Here is a 24,634-nt window from a genome sequence, read left to right as displayed (position 1 = left end):
CGCGCGCGTGGACCCCGTCCACGCGAAGGACGCGCGCACGCGCGCGTGGGCCTCGCTCTCAGCTGTCGTCCTCTCAGCTGTCGTCGTCCTCGTGCCAGCCGAGGCTCTTCTCCACCGCCTTGCGCCAGTTGTGGTACTCGCGGTCACGGACGGAGGCCTCCATGGCCGGTGTCCACTCGACGTCCTTCCGCCAGTGCGACTTCAGTTCGTCCAGGTCGTTCCACACCCCGGTCGCGAGCCCGGCCGCGTACGCGGCTCCCAGGCAGGTCGTCTCCGAGACCCGCGGCCGGATCACCGGCACGTCCAGGACGTCCGCCTGATGCTGCATCAGCAGGTTGTTCTTGGTCATGCCGCCGTCGACCTTGAGGGTCGTGATGTGCACCCCCGAGTCCTGGAACATGGCGTCCACGACCTCCCGCGTCTGCCAGCTGGTCGCCTCCAGCACCGCCCGCGCGAGATGCGCCTTGGTGACGTACCTCGTCAGCCCGGTGACGACCCCGCGCGCGTCCGAGCGCCAGTAGGGGGCGAACAGGCCCGAGAACGCGGGCACGATGTACGCCCCGCCGTTGTCGTCCACGCTCGCCGCCAGGGGCTCGATCTCGTCGGCGGTACGGATGATGCCGAGCTGGTCGCGGAACCACTGCACCAGGGCGCCCGTGATCGCGATCGACCCCTCCAGGCAGTACACCGGCGCCTCGCTGCCGATCTTGTACCCCATGGTCGTGAGCAGCCCGTTCTTCGACGGCACGGGCCGGTTCCCGGTGTTGAGCAGCAGGAAGCTGCCGGTGCCGTACGTGTTCTTGGCCGTGCCCACGTCGTAGCAGGCCTGGCCGAACACCGCCGCCTGCTGGTCACCGAGCGCCGAGGCGACGGGTACGCCGGCGAGTGGGCCCACGGCGGTGCCGTACACCTCCGCGGAGGACCTGATCTCCGGAAGGACCGCCTCCGGGACGTTCATCGCGGAGAGGATCGAGGTGTCCCACTGGAGGCTCTCCAGCTTCATCAGCATGGTGCGCCCGGCGTTGGTGACGTCGGTGACGTGCCGGCCGCCGTCCGTGCCGCCGGTCAGGTTCCAGATCAGCCAGGAGTCGATCGTGCCGAAGGCGATCTCGCCGCGCTCGGCTCGGGCCCTGAGGCCGGGCACGTTGTCGAGCAGCCAGGTGGCCTTCGGGCCGGAGAAGTAGCTGGCCAGCGGTAGGCCCGTCTGTTCACGGAAGCGGTCCTGCCCGTCCGAGCCGCCGAGTTCGCTGCAGAGCGCCGACGTTCGTGTGTCCTGCCAGACGATCGCGTTGTGCACGGGCTTGCCCGTGGCGCGGTCCCACAGGACCGTCGTCTCGCGCTGGTTGGTGATGCCGAGCGCGCTGATCTGGTCCGCGCGCAGGCCCGCCTTGGCGATCGCCCCGGCGACCACCGCCTGCACCTTCGACCAGATCTCGGTGGCGTCGTGCTCCACCCAGCCCGGTTTGGGGAAGATCTGGCGGTGTTCGCGCTGGTCGACGGCGACGATGGCGCCGCTGTGGTCGAAGATGATGCAGCGGCTCGAAGTGGTGCCCTGGTCGATGGCGGCGACGTACTTCTGGGCGTTGTCCGGCATGACGTCCCCTCATGTCTTCCGTCGGTTGAGTCAGAAGGCTGCGTTGTAGATGAGGCCCGCGAGGACGCCGCCGACCAGGGGGCCGACGACCGGGATCCAGGCGTAACCCCAGTCCGAGGTGCCCTTGTTCGGGATCGGCAGGAAGGTGTGCACGATGCGCGGGCCGAGGTCACGGGCCGGGTTGATCGCGTAGCCGGTGGGCCCGCCGAGGGAGAGACCGATGCCGACGACCAGGAAGGACACCAGCAGGACCGAGATGCCGGAGCCGTAGATTCCGGCCTCTTCACCGGGGATCTGGCCGATGCCGATGCCCGTGTTCCGTCCGAAGGCGAGGATCGGCAGGACCAGGGCGATCGTCGCGATGATCTCCGTGATCAGGTTGGCGGCCGGGTTCCGGATCTCCGGGATGGTGGAGAAGATGCCCAGGGTCGGCGTCGGCTCGTCGGCCGTGCCCTCCGTGGTGCCCTCCGTGCGGACGTTCGCCTGGAACTGCGCGAGATAGACGAGGTACGCGAGGACCGCGCCGACCATCGCGCCGAGCATCTGGCCGAGCAGGTACACCCAGACCTTGTCCCAGGTGCCGGTGTCGACCGCGATCCCCAGCGTCACGGCCGGGTTGAGGTGTCCGCCCGACAAGGGCGCGGCGGTGTAGGCGCCCGCCAGCACGGCGAAGCCCCAGCCGAACGCGATGACGATCCAGCCCGATGCCCTCGCCTTCGAGAACCTGAGAGTGACGGCGGCGCACACACCGGCGCCGAACAGAATCAGGATCGCCGTACCGATGACCTCACCGACGAATATGTCTCCGTTGCTCATGGCGGCTCCTTGGCCCCGGCCCGGAGTGCTCGACCCCGGACCTTCCGTGCAGGGTGCGTTCCCATGGCTGATGCAGCCGAAGGCAGGGAGGGGCCCGCGCCCCGCCCGGCGTCCGTGACGAGCGTGCCGTCGCAGCCGAATCGCCCGTGGGGATGGCCTGTTGCGCAGGCGGGAAGCCCGAGCGGCGCAGTGCACAAAGACGCCCGAATCCGGCGATGCCGACCGACACCGGAAGTGTTCACCGGCACCCAGGGGGCGTCAAGAACACGGACAGCAATGGTTGGAGACGGCTACGGGGCGCACACACCAGCGCGGCCCCGACCCGGCACCGACGGGGCACGGAAGCGGGCGGGAGGCGGCGTGTGCGTGGAGGGGGGCGGCCGTCTCTCCCGGCAAGCCGCCGACCGGATCGCCGAACGGCCGGCCTGCTGTCACTTCGGGCTCTCAGCTGGCCTGCGCCAGGACGTCACCGGTCTCCGGACGCGCGAGTATCGCCGGCTCCGCGACCCCTCCCGCGTCAGGTCGACGATCGGCTGGAAGGCGAAGCGGAGCGTGTCCCATCGGGAGCGCGCGAGGATGATGGCGCTGCCGACGCGGCCCCGGACGCGATGGGCGCGCTGTTCACGCGGGATCCCCCGGCCGTCACAGCCGAGCGCGCACACCTGCCCGAGCCTCACCGAACCGCGATCACCGCCGATCCGTGCCCGAACAGCCCCTGGTTGGCGCTGATTCCCACCCGCGCCCCCTCGACCTGCCGGTCGGTCGCCTCGCCCCGCAACTGCCGTACCAGCTCGCACACCTGGGCGATCGCCTGCGCCGGAACCGCCTCCCCGAAGGAGGCCAGCCCGCCGCTGACGTTCACCGGTATGCGCCCGCCCAGCGTCGTCACGCCGTCCCGGAGCAGCTTCGCGGCCTCGCCCTCGCCGCACAGCCCCAGATCCTCGTACCACTGCAACTCCAGCGCCGTGGACAGGTCGTAGACCTCGGCGAACGAGAGATCCTCAGGGCCGGCACCCGCCTCCTCGTACGCGGCCCGCGCGATCGACGCCCGGAACGTCTCGTCCGGCGGCGCCACCGCGACCGCCGAATCCGTGGCGATGTCCGGCAGATCCAGCACCGTGTTGGGATAGCGGGGCGTCACCGTGGACACCGCCCGTATCCGCACGGGTTCGGCCACTCCGTGCCGCCGCGCGAACTCCATGCTGGACAGCACGAGCGCCGCACCCCCGTCCGAGGTCGCACAGATGTCCAGCAGCCGCAGCGGATCGGCGACCACGGCGGAGGCCGCGACCTCCTCGGCGGTGACCCGCTTGCGATAGCGCGCGAACGGATTGAGCGCCCCCAGCGCGGAGTTCTTCACCTTGACCCGCGCGAAGTCCTCCGGTGTGTCCCCGTGGACCGCCATCCGTCGCCGCGCGTACAACCCGAAGTACGTCGGATTGGTGGCCCCGAGGACCCGGAACCGCAGCCAGTCCGGATCGTCCGCCCGGTCCCCGCCGGCGGGCCGGAAGAACCCCTTCGGGGCAGAGTCCGCACCCACGACGAGCACCACGTCCGCGAGGCCGGCGAGGATCTGGGCGCGCGCGGTGCCCACCGCCTGCGCCCCGGACGCGCAGGCCGCGTACACGCTCGTGACCCGGGCCCCCTGCCAGCCCAGCGCCTTCGCGAAGGTCGCCCCCGCCACATGGCCCGGATAACCGCCACGCACCGTGTCCGCGCCGACGATCGAGCCGACGTCCCGCCAGTCGACCCCCGCGTCGGCCAGCGCCGCACGCGCCGCCACCGTCCCGTACTCGACGAAACTCCTTCCCCACTTGCCCCATGGGTGCATGCCCGCGCCCAGCACCGCCACCTCGCCAGTCACGCCCTCACCCCCGTCGGCCGCCAGTGCCATGTAGTCCAGGTCGTCTCCGCGTCCTCGTTCAGCACACCGGGAACGACCTCCACCTCCATGCCCACCGCCAGATCGGCGACGGTGACCCCGGGAACCGCCTGTCCCAGCACCACGAGGCGTTCTTCGGCCAGTTCCACAGCGATCAACGCGTACGGTTCCCATGGAAGTTCCGGATCGGACACGTAGGGTGACGGAGGCCGGTACCGGCCGTCGGTGTACGACCACACACGGCCCCGGCGCGACAACGCGACCTCGTGCAGGTCGCCGCCCGGGCAGCCCGGGTTGCGGCAGAAGGCGTCCTCACGTGGGAAGAACACCGAGGCGCACGCCGAACATCGTGTGCCGAGCAGCCGGAACCCCTCGCCCTCCCCGGTGAACCAGCCGACGACCACAGGTGCGCGACTTCGCGACAAAGTCCCTCCCAGGTGAACAGATCTGATGAACCGTCAGAAAGTCTGGCACGGGCATCTCGAATTGGGCAGGTTCCGGCAGAACCAACCAGCCCCGGCAGGCGTCGGAGTATCGGGAGGGCCGGCCGGGGCCCACGGGGGTGGTTCCGGCCGGCCCTCACCCGTACCGGCAGGCTCCGCGGCGTGGCGCATTGACCCGCCCCGGTAAGACGACCAGCAGATGATCGGATACAGTCCGCCGCGTGTCCGCGAACCAACAGCCAACCGCCAACTTCGCACCGAACTCGCATTGTTCGAGCTGCGGAGCGCCCTACGGAGAGGGCGTTTCCGGCTGGCCCCGCACCTGCGAGGCCTGCCGCACCGTGGCCTACCGCAATCCGCTCCCCGTCGCGGTGGCCCTCCAGCCCGTGTACGACACCAAGGGCACAGCCCTCGTCGTGATCACACGGACCATCGCCCCCGCGCGTGGGGGCACCGCCCTGCCCGGCGGCTTCATCGACCACCGGGAGGACTGGCGGCACGCCGTCGTCCGTGAGCTCAAGGAGGAGACGGGCATCTGCGTGGCCGACCGCGACGTGCGCCTCGCCGACGCCATGAGCTCACCCGACGGTCATCTGCTGCTGTTCGGGCTGCTCCCGGAGCGCCCGGCCGCCACCCTGCCGGAGTCCGCCGCCACGGACGAGACGGAGGGCTGGCACCTGCTGCGCAGGCCCACCGAACTCGCCTTCCCCCTGCACACCCTGGCCGTCCAGGCGTTCTTCGACGGCCGCTACATCTGAGCCGAAGCCACGCCTGAGCCGAACCCGGGCTCACTCCCGGTCGAGCCCACGTACCCGCACGGGATACGGAGGCTCGACCGGCCCCCCCTCCCCGTCCAGCTCCACGACCACACGCGGCCCCTCCCGACGCACCGTGTACCGCTCCACCTCCGGCTCGTCCCAGCCGTCGCCCGCGTCCGGCACCACGAGCCCACCCCCCGTCCGCCCGTGCGCGGGTGCCCACACCTCCAGCTCCAGGCCGCCGTCGGCGCCCCGGACCGGCAACACGGCACCCGCGCGCGCGAGTACCGGGACACGCGACAGGGGCGCCTCCAGCAGCACCTGCCCCGGCCCTTCGTACGCCCGTCCGGTCACCGTGTCGTACCAGCGCCCCCGCGGCAGCTGCACCGCACGCCGGTCCGCGCCCGGGTCCAGCACCGGCGCCACCAGCAGACAGTCACCCAGCAGGAACGCGTCCTCGCAGTCGCGCAGCGCCCGGTCCTCGGGCGCACCCCACCACAGCGGGCGCACATAGGGCGCCCCGGTGCGACGCGCCAGATGGGCCAGCGTCATGAAGTACGGCAACAGCCGCCGCCGCTCGACGAGGGCCACGCGCGCGTGCTCGAGGACCTCGTCCCCGAACTCCCACGGCTCCCGACGCCCCGCCCGCAGACTGGCGTGCGTACGGAACAGCGGCAGATACGCGCCCAGCTGGAACCACCGCAGATACAGCTCCGGTGACGGGCTGCCGTCGAACCCGCCCACGTCCGGCCCCGAGTACGGCACCCCGCACAATCCGAGCCCCAGCACCAGCGAGAGCGACGCCCGCAGCCCGGGCCAGCCCGTCGCCACGTCCCCGGACCACGTCCCTCCGTACCGCTGCATGCCGGCCCACCCGGAGCGCGAGAAGACGAACGGCCGCTCCTGGGGCACCAGCTGACGCAGGCCCTCGTACCCGGCGCGGGCCATGCACAGCGCGTACACGTTGTGCGCCTCGCGATGATCACCGCCCCGGCCCTCCAGGTCGTGCCGGACCGACCGGGGCAGCGTGTTCTCACCGAACGCCGTGAACGATGTCGGCTCGTTCATGTCGTGCCAGAACCCGGCGAAACCCTGCGCCAGACGCTCCTCGTAGAGACCGCCCCACCACGCGCGCGTACGCGCGTGCGTGAAGTCCGGAAAGACCGACTCCCCGGGCCACACGAGCCCCTCCACGACCTGCCCGGCGGCATCCCGCACGAACGCGTCCTCGGCCGTCCCGCTGTCGTACACCGCGTTGCCCGGCCGCGCCTCGACCGCCGCGTCGACGATGGACACCAGCCGTATCCCGTCGCGCCGCAAGTCCTCCGCGAGAACCGGCAGCTTCGGGAAGTTCTCCGCGTCGACCGTGAACACCCGATGGGCGTCGTAGTGATCGATGTCCAGATGAACCGCGTCGAGCGGCAGACCGCGCTCCCGATAGCCCGCGACGATCCGTCGCACCTCCCGCTCACTCCCGAAACCCCACCGCGCGTGATGATGCCCCAACGCCCACGCGGGCGGCAGCGCCGGAGCCCCCGTGAGAGCGGCCCAGGCATGCAGCACGCGCGCGGGGGTGCCCACTATCACCCAACAGCGCAGCGGCCCCCCGTCCATCCGCAGCTCCGACGTCCCGGCCCGGTCGTGCCCCGACCCGGCACCCTCCTCGCCCTCGCGCAGCGTGACCGTGCCGTCCCACGTGGTGTCGTGGAACACCAGATGCGTGGCCGCGTCGGCCACCACCATCTGCACCGGCATCGTGATGTACAGCGGATCGTCGCCGGGCGCGAACGTATGACCGGGGTCCGTGTTCCACAGCCGGTACGTCCCGCCCCGGAGCCGGGGCCCGGCCGCCCGGCCGCCCAGACCGAAGAACCGCGCGTCGGCCGCCACCTCCGAACGCTGCACCCACCGCGCCTCGCCCCCACCGACCGGCTCCCACCACCGGGGCGGCAGATCACGCCGCAGGGTCACTCCACCGGGCGTACGCACCTCGACGGCGCCGTGCCGAGACACGACGACCGTCACCCGCTCCGCCACGACCCGCCAGCCACCGTCCTTGTCCGGCTCCAGAACGGCCCGCGGATCCGGCTCCGGGCACCGGCCCGCGAGCGCGTACGACGGCTCCGGCCCGGCCCCGTCCCAGCCCCAGAAGACCGCCCCGTTCACATCGACGGTGACCCGCAGCGCGGACCGGCCGAACCGGACGATCCCGCCGCCGGGGGCCGGCTCCACATCCACCACCGGACCGGGCACCCGGGCCCGCTCGGCGCCCCGCGGCGGCAACCCGAGGGCGTCGGCACGCCTCCTGCGCCATGCGGCCCGTACGGTGCGCAGCCCCTGAGCCGCCCCCGCCGAACCGATCGCCTTCACCGAACGCACCAGGTCACGACCGTTCATGCCGCTCACCCTGCCATCGACCGGCCCATTCGTGTGAGCCGTTCAACTTCCGTTCACCCGTGGTGGCGGCACACTTCACGTCGCGGTCCATCCGAGGCTCACCCTGGTGCGGAAGTCGATCACATGGCATCGTCCGTGTCAGCCGCGTCACGCGCACACCCCTGCCCGTGCGCGTCCGTCGCACACCACGCGCACAGTCCCGGGAGCCGCCCCATGACCTCAGCGAACCCCTCGCCGCTCTGGCAGCCCGACGCGGAACGCGTCGCCCGGGCGCGGATCACCGCGTTCCAGTCCTGGGCGGCCGAGCACCACGGAGCCCCCGCCGACGGCGGATACCCGGCCCTGCACCGCTGGTCCGTCGACGAACTCGAGACGTTCTGGAAGGCCGTCACCGAATGGTTCGACGTACGGTTCTCCACCCCCTACGCGCGCGTGCTCGGCGATCGCGCGATGCCCGGCGCCGAGTGGTTCCCGGGAGCCACCCTCAACTACGCCGAACACGCCCTCCGCGCGGCCGACACCCGCGCCGACGAACCGGCCCTGCTCCACGTCGACGAGACCCACGAACAGCGCCCGGTGACCTGGTCGGAGCTCCGCCGCCAGGTCGGCTCGCTCGCCGCCGAACTGCGCGCCCTCGGCGTACGCCCCGGAGACCGCGTCAGCGGCTACCTCCCGAACATCCCCCAGGCCGTCGTCGCCCTCCTCGCCACGGCCGCCGTGGGCGGCGTCTGGACCTCCTGTGCCCCGGACTTCGGCGCCCGCAGCGTCCTCGACCGCTTCCAACAGGTCGAACCCGTCGTCCTGTTCACCGTCGACGGCTACCGCTACGGCGGCAAGGAACACGACCGCCGCGACATCGTCGCCGAACTCCGCCGTGAACTGCCCACGCTGCGCGCCGTCGTCCACATCCCCGTCCTCGGCACCGAAGCCCCCGAAGGCGCCCTGGAGTGGTCCGCGCTGACCTCCGCGGACGCCACGCCGACCTTCGAACAGGTCCCGTTCGACCACCCGTTGTGGGTGCTCTACTCCTCCGGCACCACCGGCCTTCCGAAGGCCATCGTCCAGTCCCAGGGCGGCATCCTGGTCGAACACCTCAAACAGCTCGGCCTCCACTGCGACCTCGGCCCCGACGACCGCTTCTTCTGGTACACCTCCACCGGCTGGATGATGTGGAACTTCCTGGTCTCCGGCCTCCTCACCGGCACCACGGTCGTCCTGTACGACGGCAGCCCCGGCTACCCCGACACCGGCGCCCAGTGGCGCGTGGCCGAGCGCACCGGCGCCACCCTCTTCGGCACCTCCGCCGCCTACGTCATGGCCTGCCGCAAGGCCGGCGTCCACCCGGGCCGCGACTACGACCTCTCCCGCGTCCAGTGCGTCGGCACCACGGGCTCCCCGCTTCCACCTGACGGCTTCCGCTGGCTCCACGACGAGGTCCGCGAGGACCTCTGGATCGCCTCCGTCAGCGGCGGCACCGACGTGTGCTCCTGCTTCGCGGGAGCCGTCCCCACGCTCCCGGTCCACATCGGCGAACTCCAGGCCCCCGGCCTCGGCACCGACCTCCAGTCCTGGGACCCCAGCGGCCAACCCCTCGTCGACGAGGTCGGCGAACTCGTCGTCACCAACCCCATGCCGTCCATGCCGATCCACTTCTGGAACGACCCCGACGGCACCCGCTACCACGACAGCTACTTCGACACCTACCCCGGCGTCTGGCGCCACGGCGACTGGATCACCCTCACCTCCCGAGGCTCCGTCGTGATCCACGGCCGCTCCGACTCCACCCTCAACCGCCAGGGTGTCCGCATGGGCTCGGCCGACATCTACGAAGCCGTCGAACGCCTCCCCGAGATCAAGGAATCCCTCGTCATCGGCATCGAACAGCCCGACGGCGGCTACTGGATGCCCCTCTTCGTCCAACTCGCCCCGGGAGCAGCCCTCGACGAGGCCCTCCTCGACCGCATCAAGCGGACCATCCGCGAACAGCTCTCTCCGCGGCACATCCCCGACGAGGTCATCGAGGTCCCCGGAGTCCCGCACACCCTCACCGGCAAACGCATCGAGGTCCCCGTCAAACGACTCCTCCAGGGCACCCCCCTGGAAAAGGCGGTCAACCCCGGCTCCATCGACAACCTCGACCTTCTGCGCTTCTACGAGGACCTGGCCCGCAAACGAGCCTGACCCCTCGGGCGACCGCGTTGTCAGTGCCCCCGATTACTGTGAGTGAGCATTGATCGACTGCTCGCACAGGGGGAAAGACATGGCACACACCAGCCACCAGAGCATGCGACGCGTCCTGCGCCGCGAGATCGCGGGCACCATCGGCCTGCTGGCCGACGAACACGACTTCACCGCGATGCGGCGCTACCGCAGCTTCACCTTCGACGACCACACGACCTATCTCCGACAGGTGGAAGCCCTGCTCAGGACCCTCGCCGCGCAGGGCAACCACACGACGGTCGCCCTCTTCGACCCGGAGGAGTACGCCGAGTTCTGCGCCGACACCGGCCTCGAACCGGACACCCCGTCCAGCCGCACCCGCTTCATCGCGGAACTGGCCACCACCGGCGCGGTCCTCCCGTACGAAGGACAGCCCCTCACCGAGCTCGTCCCCGAACTGATCGACGAAGCCGTCCGCCTCGCCACCTGGGAGTACGCGACCACCCTCCTCGCCCAGGTCGGCGACTGCGCCTCCTGCGGCGAGGACATCGGACGCGCCGCCTTCGCCCGCGCCATGCAGTTGCTCGGGCGCGTCCTCGACACCGCGGCCCCCGGCGAACGCCACCTCGTGTGCAGCGTCTCCGCCAAGCCCCAAGCACTGGCCGCAGTCCTGCACGCCGACCAGGACGACGAAGGAACCACCCGGCTCGACGAGTCGGAGGTCCTGGAGTTCGCCACGGTCCTGGCCCTCGGCATCGCCACCCGAAGCCCCGGCGGACTCGTCATGCGCACCACCACCCCCGACACGACCGACCGCGTCTACGGCTGGCGCCTGCGCGGCGAAGGCCTCGAACCCCTCACCGCGGGAGAGGTCTTCGACGCCTACTGCACCGACATGGAATCCGGAGACCTCGTCTCCCCGGAGTCCGGCGTCGACTACTGCACCCCACCCGACCTCGGGGACGACCTCGGCAGGGGAGGCCCGACCCCGGACGGACGGCACACCCACTGAACGGGCGAGGGGCGCCCCACCCACAGGTGGAGCGCCCCTCGACACCAGCCCGATCGCTGTGGGCCCTACTCGCCCGACAGCACCGCCTGCGCCGCGCTACGAGCCTCCTCGGCCGTGTCCGCCGCACGCGCGGCGGCCGCGGCACGCTCGCACTGCGCCAGCGTGTACTTCGCCAAGGTCGCCCGCACATACGGAATCGACGCCGCACCCATGGAAAGGGAGGTGACACCCAGCCCGGTCAGCACACACGCGAGCAGCGGATCCGACGCCGCCTCACCGCAGACACCACAGCTCTTGCCCTCGGCCTTCGCCGCCTCGGCGGACAGCGCGACCAGGTCGAGCAGCGCGGGCTGCCACGGATCCTGCAGCCGGGACACCGCACCCACCTGCCGGTCGGCCGCGAACGTGTACTGCGCGAGGTCGTTGGTCCCCAACGAGAGGAACTCGACCTCCCGCAGGATCGAACGCGCCCGCAACGCCGCCGACGGAATCTCCACCATGGCACCGAACTTGGCCCGCAGCCCCGCCTCACGACAGGCGTCGGCGAACGCCTTGGCGTCCGTGCGGTCCGCGACCATCGGCGCCATGACCTCGAGGTAGACCGGCAAACCCTCGGCGGCCTTCGCGAGCGCCGTCAGCTGCGTGCGCAGCACCTCGGGGTGGTCGAGCAGCGTGCGCAGCCCGCGCACACCCAGCGCCGGGTTCGGCTCATCGGCCGGGGTCAGGAACTCCAGCGGCTTGTCGGCGCCGGCGTCGAGCACCCGCACGACCACACGCCCCTCGGGGAAGGCCTCCAGCACCTTCCGGTACGCCTCGACCTGCTTCCCCTCGGACGGCGCCGTCTTGCTGTCGTCCAGGAAGAGGAACTCGGTACGGAACAGCCCGACACCCTCGGCGCCGGCCTCCACGGCCGCCGGTACGTCTGCGGGACCACCGACATTGGCCAGCAGCGGAACCTTGTGCCCGTCGGAGGTCGCCCCCGGCCCGCTCGATGCCGACAGCGCGGCCTTCCGCGCCGCCGCGGCGGCCTCCAGCTCGGCCTTCTTCTCCGCGCTCGGGTTCACGAAGATCTCACCGGTGCTGCCGTCCACGGCGATCACCGTGCCCTCGGCGAGCTCCCCGGCTCCCGGCAGCGCCACCACGGCCGGCACCCCGAGCGCCCGCGCCAGAATCGCGCTGTGACTGGTCGGCCCACCCTCCTCGGTGACGAAACCGAGGACGAGCGTCGGGTCGAGCAGTGCGGTGTCGGCGGGCGCCAGGTCACGCGCGATGAGGACGTACGGCTCGTCGCTGTCCGGCACACCGGGCATGGGAACCCCGAGAAGCCGGGCGACGATACGATTCCGCACGTCGTCGAGGTCGGCCACGCGCCCCGCGAGGTACTCGCCGGCCCCCGCCAGCAGCGCCCGGTACGCGGCGAAGGCGTCGTAGACAGCGCGCTCCGCCGTGCTCCCCACGGCGACACGGCGTTCCACATCCGCCATCAGCTCGGGGTCCTGGGCCATCAGGGCCTGGGCCTCCAGTACGGCCTGGGCTTCGCCCCCGGCCAGGTTGCCGCGCGCGATCAGATCGGCGGCCACCGCGTCCACGGCCTTACGGGCACGTCCCTGTTCGCGCCCCGCGTCCTCCGCCGGGATCTGCTTGGCGGGCGGCTCCAGTACCGCTGTTCCCATATGCCGAACCTCGCCGATCGCCACACCGTGGCTCACACCGACGCCTCGCAGCGTTGTCTCCATCTCACCTGTCTCCGATAGTGCGGCGGGCCCCGCCGCCGCGGTGGTTGTGGAACTTGCGATCCGGTACGGCCCTGATCACTGCCAGCCGAAGAGCGTGTCGCCGGCCTTCACATCGCCGTCCTCGCGGAGTTCGGAGAGGGAGTCGGCCGTGGCCTCCAGGGCCACGACGGGGCAGACCGGGGACTTGCCCGCGGCCTCGACTGCGGCGGGGTTCCAGCGCACCACGGCCTGCCCGCGCTGCACGGTGTCGCCCTTGTTGACGAGCAGCTCGAAGCCCTCACCATTGAGCTGCACGGTGTCGATACCGAGGTGCGTCAGCACACCGTGCCCCTCACCGTCGACCACGACGAACGCGTGCGGGTGCAGGGAGACGATGACTCCGTCCACGGGGGCGACAGCCTCCCCCGCCTCACGCACGGGGTCGATCGCGGTGCCGGGGCCGACCATCGCTCCCGAGAAGACCGGGTCCGGTACGGCGGCCAGTCCGATGGCGCGTCCTGCAAGAGGGGACGTCACGGTGGTCATGGGAAGCCTCCCAGGTGGAGATCTATGAGGACACCGTCCCCGCTTGTCCCGGGACGGCGTGCTGAGCAGCAGGGTAGGTCAGATGAAGTACCCGTTCCGCACCATAGCTCCGCATTAGAGGTCTAGACCACCCCTCCAAGCGATTTGCACGGGCTCCGCGGCCCGATGTAGAGTCGTACACCTGCTTCGGGGCGAGCGGCACTTTGTGTCCGACCCCGGCAGCATCGAACTCGTTCAGATCGTTCAGATCCTATCCCGGGATCGTCTTCTGCATGTCTGCAGGATGGTGGTCAGGGGGCCGGAAAAACACTGATAGAGTTTGAAACACCGAAGGGAAGCGCCCGGAGGAAAGCCCAGGGAATTACTTGGGTGAGTACAAAGGAAGCGTCCGTTCCTTGAGAACTCAACAGCGTGCCAAAAATCAACGCCAGATATGTTGATACCCCGTTCCCGGCCGGTTTCCGGTTGGGGCGAGGTTCCTTTGAAGTAAAACACAGCGAGGACGCTGTGAACCATCGGATCATTCCTCCGGTGGTTCCGCTCTCGTGGTGTAGACCCGCGCTTTTCATTAAGCACAGTCGGGAAAACATTCACGGAGAGTTTGATCCTGGCTCAGGACGAACGCTGGCGGCGTGCTTAACACATGCAAGTCGAACGATGAACCACTTCGGTGGGGATTAGTGGCGAACGGGTGAGTAACACGTGGGCAATCTGCCCTTCACTCTGGGACAAGCCCTGGAAACGGGGTCTAATACCGGATACAACACTCTCGGGCATCCGATGAGTGTGGAAAGCTCCGGCGGTGAAGGATGAGCCCGCGGCCTATCAGCTTGTTGGTGAGGTAACGGCTCACCAAGGCGACGACGGGTAGCCGGCCTGAGAGGGCGACCGGCCACACTGGGACTGAGACACGGCCCAGACTCCTACGGGAGGCAGCAGTGGGGAATATTGCACAATGGGCGAAAGCCTGATGCAGCGACGCCGCGTGAGGGATGACGGCCTTCGGGTTGTAAACCTCTTTCAGCAGGGAAGAAGCGAAAGTGACGGTACCTGCAGAAGAAGCGCCGGCTAACTACGTGCCAGCAGCCGCGGTAATACGTAGGGCGCGAGCGTTGTCCGGAATTATTGGGCGTAAAGAGCTCGTAGGCGGTCTGTCGCGTCGGATGTGAAAGCCCGGGGCTTAACCCCGGGTCTGCATTCGATACGGGCAGACTAGAGTGTGGTAGGGGAGATCGGAATTCCTGGTGTAGCGGTGAAATGCGCAGATATCAGGAGGAACACCGGTGGCGAAGGCGGATCTCTGGGCCATTACTGACGCTGAGGAGCGAAAGCGTGGGGAGCGAACAGGATTAGATACCCTGGTAGTCCACGCCGTAAACGGTGGGAACTAGGTGTTGGCGACATTCCACGTCGTCGGTGCCGCAGCTAACGCATTAAGTTCCCCGCCTGGGGAGTACGGCCGCAAGGCTAAAACTCAAAGGAATTGACGGGGGCCCGCACAAGCAGCGGAGCATGTGGCTTAATTCGACGCAACGCGAAGAACCTTACCAAGGCTTGACATACACCGGAAACGGCCAGAGATGGTCGCCCCCTTGTGGTCGGTGTACAGGTGGTGCATGGCTGTCGTCAGCTCGTGTCGTGAGATGTTGGGTTAAGTCCCGCAACGAGCGCAACCCTTGTTCTGTGTTGCCAGCATGCCCTTCGGGGTGATGGGGACTCACAGGAGACTGCCGGGGTCAACTCGGAGGAAGGTGGGGACGACGTCAAGTCATCATGCCCCTTATGTCTTGGGCTGCACACGTGCTACAATGGCAGGTACAATGAGCTGCGAAGCCGTGAGGCGGAGCGAATCTCAAAAAGCCTGTCTCAGTTCGGATTGGGGTCTGCAACTCGACCCCATGAAGTCGGAGTTGCTAGTAATCGCAGATCAGCATTGCTGCGGTGAATACGTTCCCGGGCCTTGTACACACCGCCCGTCACGTCACGAAAGTCGGTAACACCCGAAGCCGGTGGCCCAACCCCTTGTGGGAGGGAGCTGTCGAAGGTGGGACTGGCGATTGGGACGAAGTCGTAACAAGGTAGCCGTACCGGAAGGTGCGGCTGGATCACCTCCTTTCTAAGGAGCATCTAGGTCTCGCAAGAGATCCAGAGCCACTACGCAGGCAAATGTTCTGCGGTGGTCAGCTCAAGGGTGGAACGTTGATTATTCGACCGGTTCACGGGTCGGAGGCTGTGAGTACTGTCCGCAAGGGCGTGGAAAGCATGATCTCCGGACGTCGATCGGGTCGGGCACGCTGTTGGGTGTCTGAGGGTATGGCCGTATGGCTGCCTTCAGTGCCGACCCCGGTAAAAATCCGTGTGAGCGGGTTGTGACGGGTGGTTGGTCGTTGTTTGAGAACTGCACAGTGGACGCGAGCATCTGTGGCCAAGTTTTTAAGGGCGCACGGTGGATGCCTTGGCACCAGGAACCGATGAAGGACGTGGGAGGCCACGATAGGCCCCGGGGAGTCGTCAACCAGGCTTTGATCCGGGGGTGTCCGAATGGGGAAACCCGGCAGTCGTCATGGGCTGTCACCCTTGCCTGAACACATAGGGCAAGTGGAGGGAACGCGGGGAAGTGAAACATCTCAGTACCCGCAGGAAGAGAAAACAACCGTGATTCCGGGAGTAGTGGCGAGCGAAACCGGATGAGGCCAAACCGTATGCGTGTGAGACCCGGCAGGGGTTGCGTATACGGGGTTGTGGGATCTCTCTTGATCAGTCTGCCGGCTGGTCGGCGAGTCAGAAACCGTATGGGTAGGCGAAGGACATGCGAAAGGTCCGGCGTAGAGGGTAAGACCCCCGTAGCTGAAATCTGTACGGCTCGTTTGAGAGACACCCAAGTAGCACGGGGCCCGAGAAATCCCGTGTGAATCTGGCGGGACCACCCGCTAAGCCTAAATATTCCCTGGTGACCGATAGCGGATAGTACCGTGAGGGAATGGTGAAAAGTACCGCGGGAGCGGAGTGAAATAGTACCTGAAACCGTGTGCCTACAAGCCGTGGGAGCGTCGCGCATCGAGCTTTGCTCGGTGCGTCGTGACTGCGTGCCTTTTGAAGAATGAGCCTGCGAGTTTGCGGTGTGTTGCGAGGTTAACCCGGGTGGGGTAGCCGTAGCGAAAGCGAGTCCGAACAGGGCGACTTTAGTAGCACGCTCAAGACCCGAAGCGGAGTGATCTAGCCATGGGCAGGTTGAAGCGGAGGTAAGACTTCGTGGAGGACCGAACCCACCAGGGTTGAAAACCTGGGGGATGACCTGTGGTTAGGGGTGAAAGGCCAATCAAACTCCGTGATAGCTGGTTCTCCCCGAAATGCATTTAGGTGCAGCGTCGTGTGTTTCTTGCCGGAGGTAGAGCACTGGATAGGCGATGGGCCCTACCGGGTTACTGACCTTAGCCAAACTCCGAATGCCGGTAAGTGAGAGCGCGGCAGTGAGACTGTGGGGGATAAGCTCCATGGTCGAGAGGGAAACAGCCCAGAGCATCGACTAAGGCCCCTAAGCGTACGCTAAGTGGGAAAGGATGTGGAGTCGCACAGACAACCAGGAGGTTGGCTTAGAAGCAGCCACCCTTGAAAGAGTGCGTAATAGCTCACTGGTCTAGTGATTCCGCGCCGACAATGTAGCGGGGCTCAAGCGTACCGCCGAAGTCGTGTCATTCCAGCACATACCCCCAACGGGGGCTGGGATGGGTAGGGGAGCGTCGTGTGCCGGGTGAAGCAGCCGCGGAAGCGAGTTGTGGACGGTTCACGAGTGAGAATGCAGGCATGAGTAGCGATACACACGTGAGAAACGTGTGCGCCGATTGACCAAGGGTTCCTGGGTCAAGCTGATCTGCCCAGGGTAAGTCGGGACCTAAGGCGAGGCCGACAGGCGTAGTCGATGGATAACCGGTTGATATTCCGGTACCCGCTGTGAAGCGTCAAACATTGAACCAGGCGATGCTAAGTCCGTGAAGCCGTCCCGGACCCTTCGGGGAAAGGGAAGTGGTGGAGCCGACGGACCAGACTTGCAGTAGGTGAGTGATGGGGTGACGCAGGAAGGTAGTCCATCCCGGGCGGTGGTTGTCCCGGGGTAAGGGTGTAGGACGTCAGGTAGGTAAATCCGCCTGGCAATAGTCTGAGACCTGATGCCGAGCCGATTGTGGTGAAGTGGATGATCCTATGCTGTCGAGAAAAGCCTCTAGCGAGTTTCATGGCGGCCCGTACCCTAAACCGACTCAGGTGGTCTGGTAGAGAATACCGAGGCGTTCGGGTGAACTATGGTTAAGGAACTCGGCAAAATGCCCCCGTAACTTCGGGAGAAGGGGGGCCATCACTGGTGAGAGGACGTGCTCCTCGAGCTGGGGGTGGCCGCAGAGACCAGCGAGAAGCGACTGTTTACTAAAAACACAGGTCCGTGCGAAGCCGTAAGGCGATGTATACGGACTGACGCCTGCCCGGTGCTGGAACGTTAAGGGGACCGGTTAGTCACTCTTCGGGGTGGCGAAGCTGAGAACTTAAGCGCCAGTAAACGGCGGTGGTAACTATAACCATCCTAAGGTAGCGAAATTCCTTGTCGGGTAAGTTCCGACCTGCACGAATGGCGTAACGACTTCTCGACTGTCTCAACCATAGGCCCGGTGAAATTGCACTACGAGTAAAGATGCTCGTTTCGCGCAGCAGGACGGAAAGACCCCGGGACCTTTACTACAGTTTGATATTGGTGTTCGGTTCGGCTTGTGTAGGATAGCTGGGAGACTGTGAACTCTGGACGCCAGTTCAGGGGGAGTCGTCGTTGAAATACCAGTCTGGTCGTGCTGGATGTCTAACCTGGGTCCGTGATCCGGATCAGGGACAGTGTCTGATGGGTAGTTTAACTGGGGCGGTTGCCTCCCAAAGGGTAACGGAGGCGCCCAAAGGTTCCCTCAGCCTGGTTGGCAATCAGGTGTTGAGTGTAAGTGCACAAGGGAGCTTGACTGTGAGACCGACGGGTCGAGCAGGGACGAAAGTCGGGACTAGTGATCCGGCGGTGGCTTGTGGAAGCGCCGTCGCTCAACGGATAAAAGGTACCCCGGGGATAACAGGCTGATCTTCCCCAAGAGTCCATATCGACGGGATGGTTTGGCACCTCGATGTCGGCTCGTCGCATCCTGGGGCTGGAGTCGGTCCCAAGGGTTGGGCTGTTCGCCCATTAAAGCGGTACGCGAGCTGGGTTTAGAACGTCGTGAGACAGTTCGGTCCCTATCCGCTGCGCGCGCAGGAATATTGAGAAGGGCTGTCCCTAGTACGAGAGGACCGGGACGGACGAACCTCTGGTGTGCCAGTTGTTCTGCCAAGGGCATGGCTGGTTGGCTACGTTCGGGAGGGATAACCGCTGAAAGCATCTAAGCGGGAAGCCTGCTTCGAGATGAGTATTCCCACCCACTTGATGGGGTAAGGCTCCCAGTAGACGACTGGGTTGATAGGCCAGATATGGAAGCCCGGTAACGGGTGGAGTTGACTGGTACTAATAGGCCGAGGGCTTGTCCTCAGTTGCTCGCGTCCACTGTGTTGGTTCTGAAACCACGAACAACCCCATTCCCTTGTTTGGTCACGGGGGATGGTGCGGTTGAGTGTTTCATAGTGTTTCGGTGGTCATAGCGTGAGGGAAACGCCCGGTTACATTCCGAACCCGGAAGCTAAGCCTTACAGCGCCGATGGTACTGCAGGGGGGACCCTGTGGGAGAGTAGGACGCCGCCGAACTCCTTTTAGAGCTCTGGCTCTTGGGCACACTGCCCAAGAGCCAGAGCTTTTTTGCGTTGAGGTAGGGTCAGGGGGCATCGTTGGCTCATTTCCCACAGGAGGCCCCCGGGTGGAGGTACAGGAGACCCGGGTCCAGACGGACCGGGTCCTCACCATCCCGAACATTCTCAGCATGGCGCGGCTCGTTGGCGTGCCCGTCTTCCTGTGGTTGGTTCTCTGGCCCGAGTTCGGCGGCCCCAAGGTCGACGGCTGGGCCTTCCTGGTGATCGCTCTCAGCGGCGTCAGCGACTATCTGGACGGCATGCTGGCGCGGCGCTGGAACCAGATCAGCAGTCTTGGCCGGCTTCTCGATCCCGCAGCTGACAGGTTGTACATTCTGTCAACTCTGGTGGGACTCACCTGGCGCGAGATTCTGCCATTGTGGTTGACCGCTGTACTGCTCTTGCGGGAACTGGTCCTGCTGGTGATGGTGGGCATCCTCAGGCGGCACGGCTATCCGCCGCCGCAGGTGAACTTCCTCGGGAAGGCGGCTACCTTCAACTTGATGTACGCCTTCCCGTTGCTGCTGCTCAGTGACGGAAGTGGATGGATCTCGTCACTCGCTGCTATTTTCGGATGGGCGTTCGCCGGATGGGGTACAACGCTGTACTGGTGGGCAGGAATCCTCTACGTGGTTCAGGTCCGCCGACTCGTCAGTGCGGACGCCATGGCCGATTGAGCCCGCCCGATTGAACGGCCGTAGAGGCTCGATGGCCCGCGTCGGACATATGCGGGACAATCTGGACGGGTGAAGTCGGCTAGACCGTGTCTCTTCAAGGAGGACGCTTCCGACATGAAGGCCGTCGTGATGGCCGGAGGTGAAGGCACACGCCTTCGCCCCATGACCTCGAGCATGCCCAAGCCGCTCCTGCCCGTGGCGAACCGCCCGATCATGGAGCACGTACTGAGGCTGCTCAAAAGGCATGGGCTCAACGAGACCGTCGTTACTGTCCAGTTCCTGGCGTCACTCGTCAAGAACTACTTCGGTGACGGCGAGGAGCTCGGCATGGAGCTCACCTATGCCAATGAGGAGAAGCCACTCGGTACCGCCGGGAGCGTCAAGAACGCCGAGGAAGCGCTGAAGGACGATGCGTTCCTCGTCATCTCCGGCGATGCCCTTACCGACTTCGACCTCACCGAGCTCATCAATTTCCACAAGGAAAAGGGTGCGCTGGTCACCGTCTGTCTGACACGGGTGCCGAATCCGCTGGAATTCGGTATCACCATCGTGGACGAGGAAGGCAAGGTCGAGCGGTTCCTGGAGAAGCCGACCTGGGGTCAGGTCTTCTCGGACACCGTCAACACGGGCATCTATGTGATGGAGCCCGAGGTCTTCGACTACGTCGAGGCCGATGTTCCCGTCGACTGGTCCGGCGATGTCTTCCCGCAGCTCATGAAGGAGGGCAAGCCGGTCTACGGCTATGTCGCCGAGGGCTACTGGGAGGACGTCGGTACGCACGAGAGCTATGTGAAGGCCCAGGCCGACGTCCTCGAGGGCAAGGTCGACGTCGAGCTCGACGGGTTCGAGCTCTCGCCGGGTGTGTGGATCGCCGAAGGCGCCGAAGTGCACCCCGACGCCGTGCTGCGCGGGCCGCTGTACATCGGGGACTACGCCAAGGTCGAAGCCGGCGCCGAGATCCGTGAACACACCGTCGTGGGCTCGAATGTCGTCGTGAAGAGCGGGGCCTTTCTGCACAAGGCCGTAGTCCACGACAACGTCTACATCGGGCAGCACAGCAATCTCCGCGGATGTGTGGTCGGCAAGAACACCGACATCATGCGGGCCGCGCGGATCGAGGACGGCGCGGTCATCGGCGACGAGTGCCTCGTCGGCGAAGAATCGATCATCCAGGGGAACGTACGCGTCTATCCCTTCAAGACGATCGAGGCCGGCGCCTTCGTCAACACCTCGGTGATCTGGGAGTCCCGGGGACAGGCGCATCTGTTCGGCGCCCGTGGAGTCTCCGGCATCCTGAACGTGGAGATCACCCCCGAGCTGGCCGTGAGAATCGCCGGAGCGTACGCCACGACGCTCAAGAAGGGCTCCACGGTCACCACTGCCCGTGACCACTCCCGAGGCGCCCGTGCGCTGAAGCGGGCGGTCATCTCGGCGCTGCAGGCCAGCGCCATCGACGTACGGGATCTGGAGAACGTACCGCTGCCCGTCGCGCGGCAGCAGACCGCGCGGGGCAGTGCCGGCGGGATCATGATTCGGACGACGCCGGGGGTTCCGGACTCCGTCGACATCATGTTCTTCGACGGGCAGGGCGCCGATCTGTCGCAGGCCAGCCAGCGAAAGCTGGACCGGGTGTTCGCGCGGCAGGAGTACCGGCGTGCGTTCCCGGGAGAGATCGGGGACCTGTATTTCCCGGCCAGCGTGTTCGACTCGTACACCGGGTCGTTGCTGCGGAACGTCGACACGACCGGGATCGCCGAGTCGGGGCTCAAGGTCGTCGTGGACGCCTCCAACGGCAGCGCCGGACTCGTGCTTCCGAGTCTGCTCGGCAAGCTGGGTGTCGACTCGCTGACGATCAACCCCGGTCTCGACGAGTCGAGGCCGACGGAGACGGGCGACATGCGGCGGTCGGGGCTGGTGCGGCTGGGCGAGATCGTGGCGTCCTCGCGGGCCGCGTTCGGCGTGCGGTTCGACCCGGTCGGTGAACGGCTCTCGCTCGTCGACGAGAAGGGGCGGATCGTCGAGGACGACCGGGCCCTGCTGGTCATGCTGGACCTGGTGGCCGCGGAACGGCGGAGCGGGCGGGTGGCGCTGCCGGTGACCACCACGAGGATCGGTGAGCAGGTCGCGGCGTACCACGGCACTCAGGTCGAGTGGACGACCACCTCGCCTGACGACCTCACGCGGGTCGGCGGCGAGGAGACGACCATCTTCGGCGGTGACGGACGCGGTGGCTTCATCGTGCCGGAGTTCAGCAGCGTCTTCGACGGCGCGGCGGCCTTCGTGCGGCTCATCGGACTGGTGGCGCGCACGCAGCTCACGCTCAGCCAGATCGACGCCCGGATTCCCCGGGCGCACGTCCTGAAGCGGGATCTCGCGACACCGTGGGCCGTCAAGGGCCTGGTGATGCGACGGGTCGTGGAAGCGGCCGGGGACCGCTTCGTCGACACGACCGACGGTGTGCGGGTCGTGGAGACGGACGGTCGGTGGGTGATGGTCCTGCCGGACCCGGCCGAGGCCGTCACGCATCTGTGGGCCGAAGGGCCCGACGACGCCTCCGCGCAGGCTCTGCTCGACGAGTGGTCGACGGTCGTGGACAGCGCCGGCCGCTGAACCGCCTCGCACGCGCGCGTGCCGGACAAGTGCCCCCAACGGGGCCTGTCCGGCACGCCGGTGGGGCCATTCGGAGGTAGTGGTCGCGACGTGCGACGATGTGCGGCATGCCGCAGCAGCCCCCCGTTCGGAGCACACCCACGCGCCCGTCGCGTCCGGATGCCTCCATGTCGCTGCTCACCAACGTCATGGACCACAGCCTCGACGACGGATACGCCGAGGCAGCCGCCCGCAAGAAGGCCGCGGGCACCGAGGGCCTGCCGAAGACGGTGCGGGCCAAGCTGGGGCTCGCGGTCGGTCTGGTGCTCGCCGCCCTGGTGGTGACGGTGGGTGCCGCGCAGACGCGGATAAGCGCTCCCGTGGTCGCCAAGGAGCGCGAGGAGCTGATCGACCGCATCCAGGAGGAGACCGCCGCCGCGGACAGCCTCGAGGACTCCGTGGACGAGCTCCGCGACGACGTGAGCGCGCGGCAGCGCAAGGCGCTCAAGGACGACGGCGGCGACGGGAACGACCTGGTGGGCATCCTGTCGGGCGCCGTCGAGGTGCACGGCCCCGGGGTCCGGCTCGTGGTGAACGACTCCAAGGGCGCCAGCCAGGGCGGTGACGGTGATCCCCGCGAGACGTCCGGGTTCTCGGACACCGGCCGGGTGCGCGACCGGGACATGCAGAGGGTCGTCAACGGGCTGTGGGCGTCGGGTGCCGAGGCCATCTCGATCAACGGACAGCGGCTCACCGCACTGTCGGCGATCAGGGCCGCCGGCGACGCGATACTGGTCGACAACAAGCCACTGGCCCCGCCCTACACGGTCCTCGCGGTGGGAGACGGGCAGCGGTTGAGCACCAGGTTCCAGAACAGCCCCGACGGGCTGTATCTGCACGCCCTCCATGAGAACTTCGGCATCCGGACGGGCATCTCCGTCGAGGACGACATCAAGGTGCCGGCCGCGCCGAGCGTGATCGTACGAACAGCACAACCGAGCACAGAGAAGGGCACATCGTGATCGCCGTACTGGGCCTCGTCCTCGGAGTCGTGGCCGGCCTGTTGGTCCGGCCCGAGGTACCGGTGGTGGTCGAGCCGTACCTCCCCATCGCCGTGGTGGCGGCACTGGACGCCGTCTTCGGTGGTCTGCGCTCGATGCTGGACGGCATCTTCGACGACAAGGTCTTCGTGGTGTCGTTCCTGTCCAACGTGGTCGTGGCCGCCCTCATCGTCTTCCTCGGCGACAAGTTGGGCGTCGGCGCCCAGCTGTCCACGGGCGTCGTGGTCGTCCTCGGTATCCGTATCTTCTCCAACGCCGCGGCGATCCGCCGGCACGTCTTCCGGGCGTGAGGCCGATGAGCGACCGGGACGAGACGCCGAGGCCGAAGCCGACTCCGAGCGGGGGAGAGGACGACACACCGACGACCCGGCTGCGCCGGGAACTCCCCCAGGAAGTGCCCCCCACAGCCGCCGAGAGGCCCGGAGAGGCCCCCCAGGAGGAGAAGGGCAAGCTGACCGGGCGGCAGCGGCTGGCTCAGGGGATGTGGCCGCCGCGCTTCACCCGCGCCCAACTCATCGTGGCCCTCCTGCTGTTCGGCCTCGGCTTCGGGCTGGCCATCCAGGTGGCCTCCAACAACGACGACAGCGCGCTGCGCGGAGCACGTCAGGAAGATCTCGTACGCATCCTCGATGAACTGGATGACCGTACTCAGCGTCTGGAGGAGGAGAAGCAGGGTCTCGAGGATCAGCGCACCGAGTTGGAGAACAGCTCGGACCAGGCCGAGGAGGCGCGCAAGCAGACGGTCGAGAAGGAACGGCAACTCGGCATTCTGGCGGGCACGGTGGCGGCGCAGGGACCCGGCATCACACTGACGATCGACGACACGAAGGGGACGGTCGAGGCGGACATGCTGCTCGACGCGATCCAGGAGCTGCGCGCGGCCGGCGCGGAGGCGATCCAGGTGAACGGCGTACGGGTCGTGGCCAGCACTTACCTGACCGATTCCGGTGACGGAATCAGGGTCGACGGGAACAAGATCACCCAGCCCTTTCGTTTCAAGGTCATCGGCAACCCGCAGGACCTCGAGCCCGCACTGAACATCCCCGGAGGCGTGGTGCAGACACTGGAGAAGGAGCAGGCCACCGTGACCGTGCAGCGGGCGGACAAGATCGTCGTGGACGCCTTGCGGGCGGCGAAGCGGCCTGACTACGCTCGGTCGTCCTCCCAGTGAACCGCGGGTGC

15 protein-coding genes and 3 rRNA genes are annotated in these 24,634 nt (G+C 67.2%); 11 read left to right on the top strand and 7 right to left on the bottom strand.

All coding sequences use genetic code 11. The annotated features are described in order from the left end of the window. Positions 1–73: 73 nt before the first annotated feature. The 4 genes from glpK to OG272_RS08035 form a co-directional block, all read right to left on the bottom strand. Positions 74–1,594 (bottom strand): glycerol kinase GlpK, encoded by a 1,521-nt coding sequence (glpK, locus tag OG272_RS08050; protein WP_405892963.1) that lies wholly within the window; start codon positions 1,592–1,594, stop codon positions 74–76. A 30-nt stretch (positions 1,595–1,624) separates the two neighbouring features. Continuing rightward, positions 1,625–2,410, bottom strand: a complete 786-nt coding sequence (locus tag OG272_RS08045; RefSeq protein ID WP_327730642.1) for an MIP/aquaporin family protein — start codon at positions 2,408–2,410, stop codon at positions 1,625–1,627. Between the two features lie 673 nt (positions 2,411–3,083). Continuing rightward, positions 3,084–4,274, bottom strand: coding sequence for a lipid-transfer protein (locus tag OG272_RS08040; protein ID WP_327730644.1), 1,191 nt, complete (start codon positions 4,272–4,274; stop codon positions 3,084–3,086). Beyond that, complete coding sequence (locus tag OG272_RS08035; protein ID WP_327732309.1) at positions 4,271–4,696, bottom strand: zinc ribbon domain-containing protein; 426 nt, start codon at positions 4,694–4,696, stop codon at positions 4,271–4,273. Before OG272_RS08035 ends, OG272_RS08040 begins: the two co-directional genes overlap by 4 nt. Positions 4,697–4,956: 260 nt before the next feature. On the opposite strand from OG272_RS08035, the gene OG272_RS08030 reads away from it, so the two are divergent. Beyond that, positions 4,957–5,493, top strand: coding sequence for an NUDIX domain-containing protein (locus OG272_RS08030; protein ID WP_326584197.1), 537 nt, complete (start codon positions 4,957–4,959; stop codon positions 5,491–5,493). Between the two features lie 30 nt (positions 5,494–5,523). Here the strand turns inward: OG272_RS08030 and OG272_RS08025 are convergent, their stop codons facing one another. After that, positions 5,524–7,890, bottom strand: a complete 2,367-nt coding sequence (locus OG272_RS08025) for a glycoside hydrolase family 31 protein (protein ID WP_327730645.1) — start codon at positions 7,888–7,890, stop codon at positions 5,524–5,526. 213 nt (positions 7,891–8,103) lie between these two features. On the opposite strand from OG272_RS08025, the gene OG272_RS08020 reads away from it, so the two are divergent. Continuing rightward, positions 8,104–10,071 (top strand): acetoacetate--CoA ligase, encoded by a 1,968-nt coding sequence (locus OG272_RS08020; RefSeq protein ID WP_327730646.1) that lies wholly within the window; start codon positions 8,104–8,106, stop codon positions 10,069–10,071. A 79-nt stretch (positions 10,072–10,150) separates the two neighbouring features. Next, positions 10,151–11,062 carry a hypothetical protein gene (locus tag OG272_RS08015; RefSeq protein ID WP_405892960.1) on the top strand — a complete coding sequence of 304 codons (912 nt, stop codon included), beginning with the start codon at positions 10,151–10,153 and terminating at the stop codon, positions 11,060–11,062. Positions 11,063–11,127: 65 nt separating this feature from the next. On the opposite strand, the gene ptsP is transcribed toward OG272_RS08015, so the two are convergent. Together ptsP and OG272_RS08005 are read right to left on the bottom strand one after the other, a co-directional pair. Continuing rightward, positions 11,128–12,798, bottom strand: a complete 1,671-nt coding sequence (ptsP, locus tag OG272_RS08010) for a phosphoenolpyruvate--protein phosphotransferase (RefSeq protein ID WP_327730648.1) — start codon at positions 12,796–12,798, stop codon at positions 11,128–11,130. Between the two features lie 75 nt (positions 12,799–12,873). Further along, positions 12,874–13,323: a PTS glucose transporter subunit IIA gene (locus tag OG272_RS08005; protein ID WP_326584202.1), complete on the bottom strand. Its 450-nt coding sequence runs from the start codon at positions 13,321–13,323 to the stop codon at positions 12,874–12,876. A 589-nt stretch (positions 13,324–13,912) separates the two neighbouring features. Between OG272_RS08005 and OG272_RS08000 the strand changes: the two genes are divergently transcribed. The 8 genes from OG272_RS08000 to OG272_RS07965 all read left to right on the top strand — a co-directional run bounded on the left by OG272_RS08000 (position 13,913) and on the right by OG272_RS07965 (position 24,623). Further along, a 16S ribosomal RNA gene (locus OG272_RS08000) occupies positions 13,913–15,439 on the top strand. 307 nt (positions 15,440–15,746) lie between these two features. Then, positions 15,747–18,871: ribosomal RNA gene (locus OG272_RS07995) — 23S ribosomal RNA — on the top strand. Positions 18,872–18,967: 96 nt separating this feature from the next. Continuing rightward, positions 18,968–19,084, top strand: a 5S ribosomal RNA gene (gene rrf / locus OG272_RS07990). The 16S, 23S and 5S rRNA genes sit together here, the layout of an rRNA operon. Positions 19,085–19,193: 109 nt before the next feature. Continuing rightward, positions 19,194–19,802, top strand: a complete 609-nt coding sequence (locus OG272_RS07985) for a CDP-alcohol phosphatidyltransferase family protein (RefSeq protein ID WP_033528917.1) — start codon at positions 19,194–19,196, stop codon at positions 19,800–19,802. A 114-nt stretch (positions 19,803–19,916) separates the two neighbouring features. After that, positions 19,917–22,412: a mannose-1-phosphate guanyltransferase gene (locus OG272_RS07980; protein WP_326584203.1), complete on the top strand. Its 2,496-nt coding sequence runs from the start codon at positions 19,917–19,919 to the stop codon at positions 22,410–22,412. A 98-nt stretch (positions 22,413–22,510) separates the two neighbouring features. Continuing rightward, positions 22,511–23,413 carry a DUF881 domain-containing protein gene (locus tag OG272_RS07975; RefSeq protein ID WP_326584204.1) on the top strand — a complete coding sequence of 301 codons (903 nt, stop codon included), beginning with the start codon at positions 22,511–22,513 and terminating at the stop codon, positions 23,411–23,413. Then, entirely contained in the window at positions 23,410–23,742 is a 333-nt protein-coding gene (locus OG272_RS07970; protein WP_326584205.1) for a small basic family protein, read from the top strand. Before OG272_RS07975 ends, OG272_RS07970 begins: the two co-directional genes overlap by 4 nt. Before the next feature lie 5 nt (positions 23,743–23,747). Beyond that, on the top strand, positions 23,748–24,623 hold the full coding sequence (locus tag OG272_RS07965) for a DUF881 domain-containing protein (RefSeq protein ID WP_326584206.1): 876 nt from the start codon (positions 23,748–23,750) through the stop codon (positions 24,621–24,623). Positions 24,624–24,634 lie beyond the last annotated feature (11 nt).

It is taken from the genome of Streptomyces sp. NBC_00104 (genome assembly GCF_045160825.1).
GTDB lineage: Bacteria > Actinomycetota > Actinomycetes > Streptomycetales > Streptomycetaceae > Streptomyces.
The sequence above is the reverse complement of the archived record's forward strand: the minus strand, read 5'-3'. Positions and strand labels throughout refer to the sequence as shown.

Bases quoted from the DNA above. Each gene is read 5' to 3' on its own strand.
- OG272_RS08045 (WP_327730642.1), bottom strand. From the start codon at position 2,410: ATGAGCAACGGAGACATATTCGTCGGTGAGGTCATCGGTACGGCGATC.
- OG272_RS08015 (WP_405892960.1), top strand. From the start codon at position 10,151: ATGGCACACACCAGCCACCAGAGCATGCGACGCGTCCTGCGCCGCGAG.
- OG272_RS07980 (WP_326584203.1), top strand. From the start codon at position 19,917: ATGAAGGCCGTCGTGATGGCCGGAGGTGAAGGCACACGCCTTCGCCCC.
- ptsP (WP_327730648.1), bottom strand. From the start codon at position 12,798: ATGGAGACAACGCTGCGAGGCGTCGGTGTGAGCCACGGTGTGGCGATC.
- OG272_RS08005 (WP_326584202.1), bottom strand. From the start codon at position 13,323: ATGACCACCGTGACGTCCCCTCTTGCAGGACGCGCCATCGGACTGGCC.
- OG272_RS07965 (WP_326584206.1), top strand. From the start codon at position 23,748: ATGAGCGACCGGGACGAGACGCCGAGGCCGAAGCCGACTCCGAGCGGG.
- OG272_RS08020 (WP_327730646.1), top strand. From the start codon at position 8,104: ATGACCTCAGCGAACCCCTCGCCGCTCTGGCAGCCCGACGCGGAACGC.
- OG272_RS07975 (WP_326584204.1), top strand. From the start codon at position 22,511: ATGTGCGGCATGCCGCAGCAGCCCCCCGTTCGGAGCACACCCACGCGC.
- OG272_RS08025 (WP_327730645.1), bottom strand. From the start codon at position 7,890: ATGAACGGTCGTGACCTGGTGCGTTCGGTGAAGGCGATCGGTTCGGCG.
- glpK (WP_405892963.1), bottom strand. From the start codon at position 1,594: ATGCCGGACAACGCCCAGAAGTACGTCGCCGCCATCGACCAGGGCACC.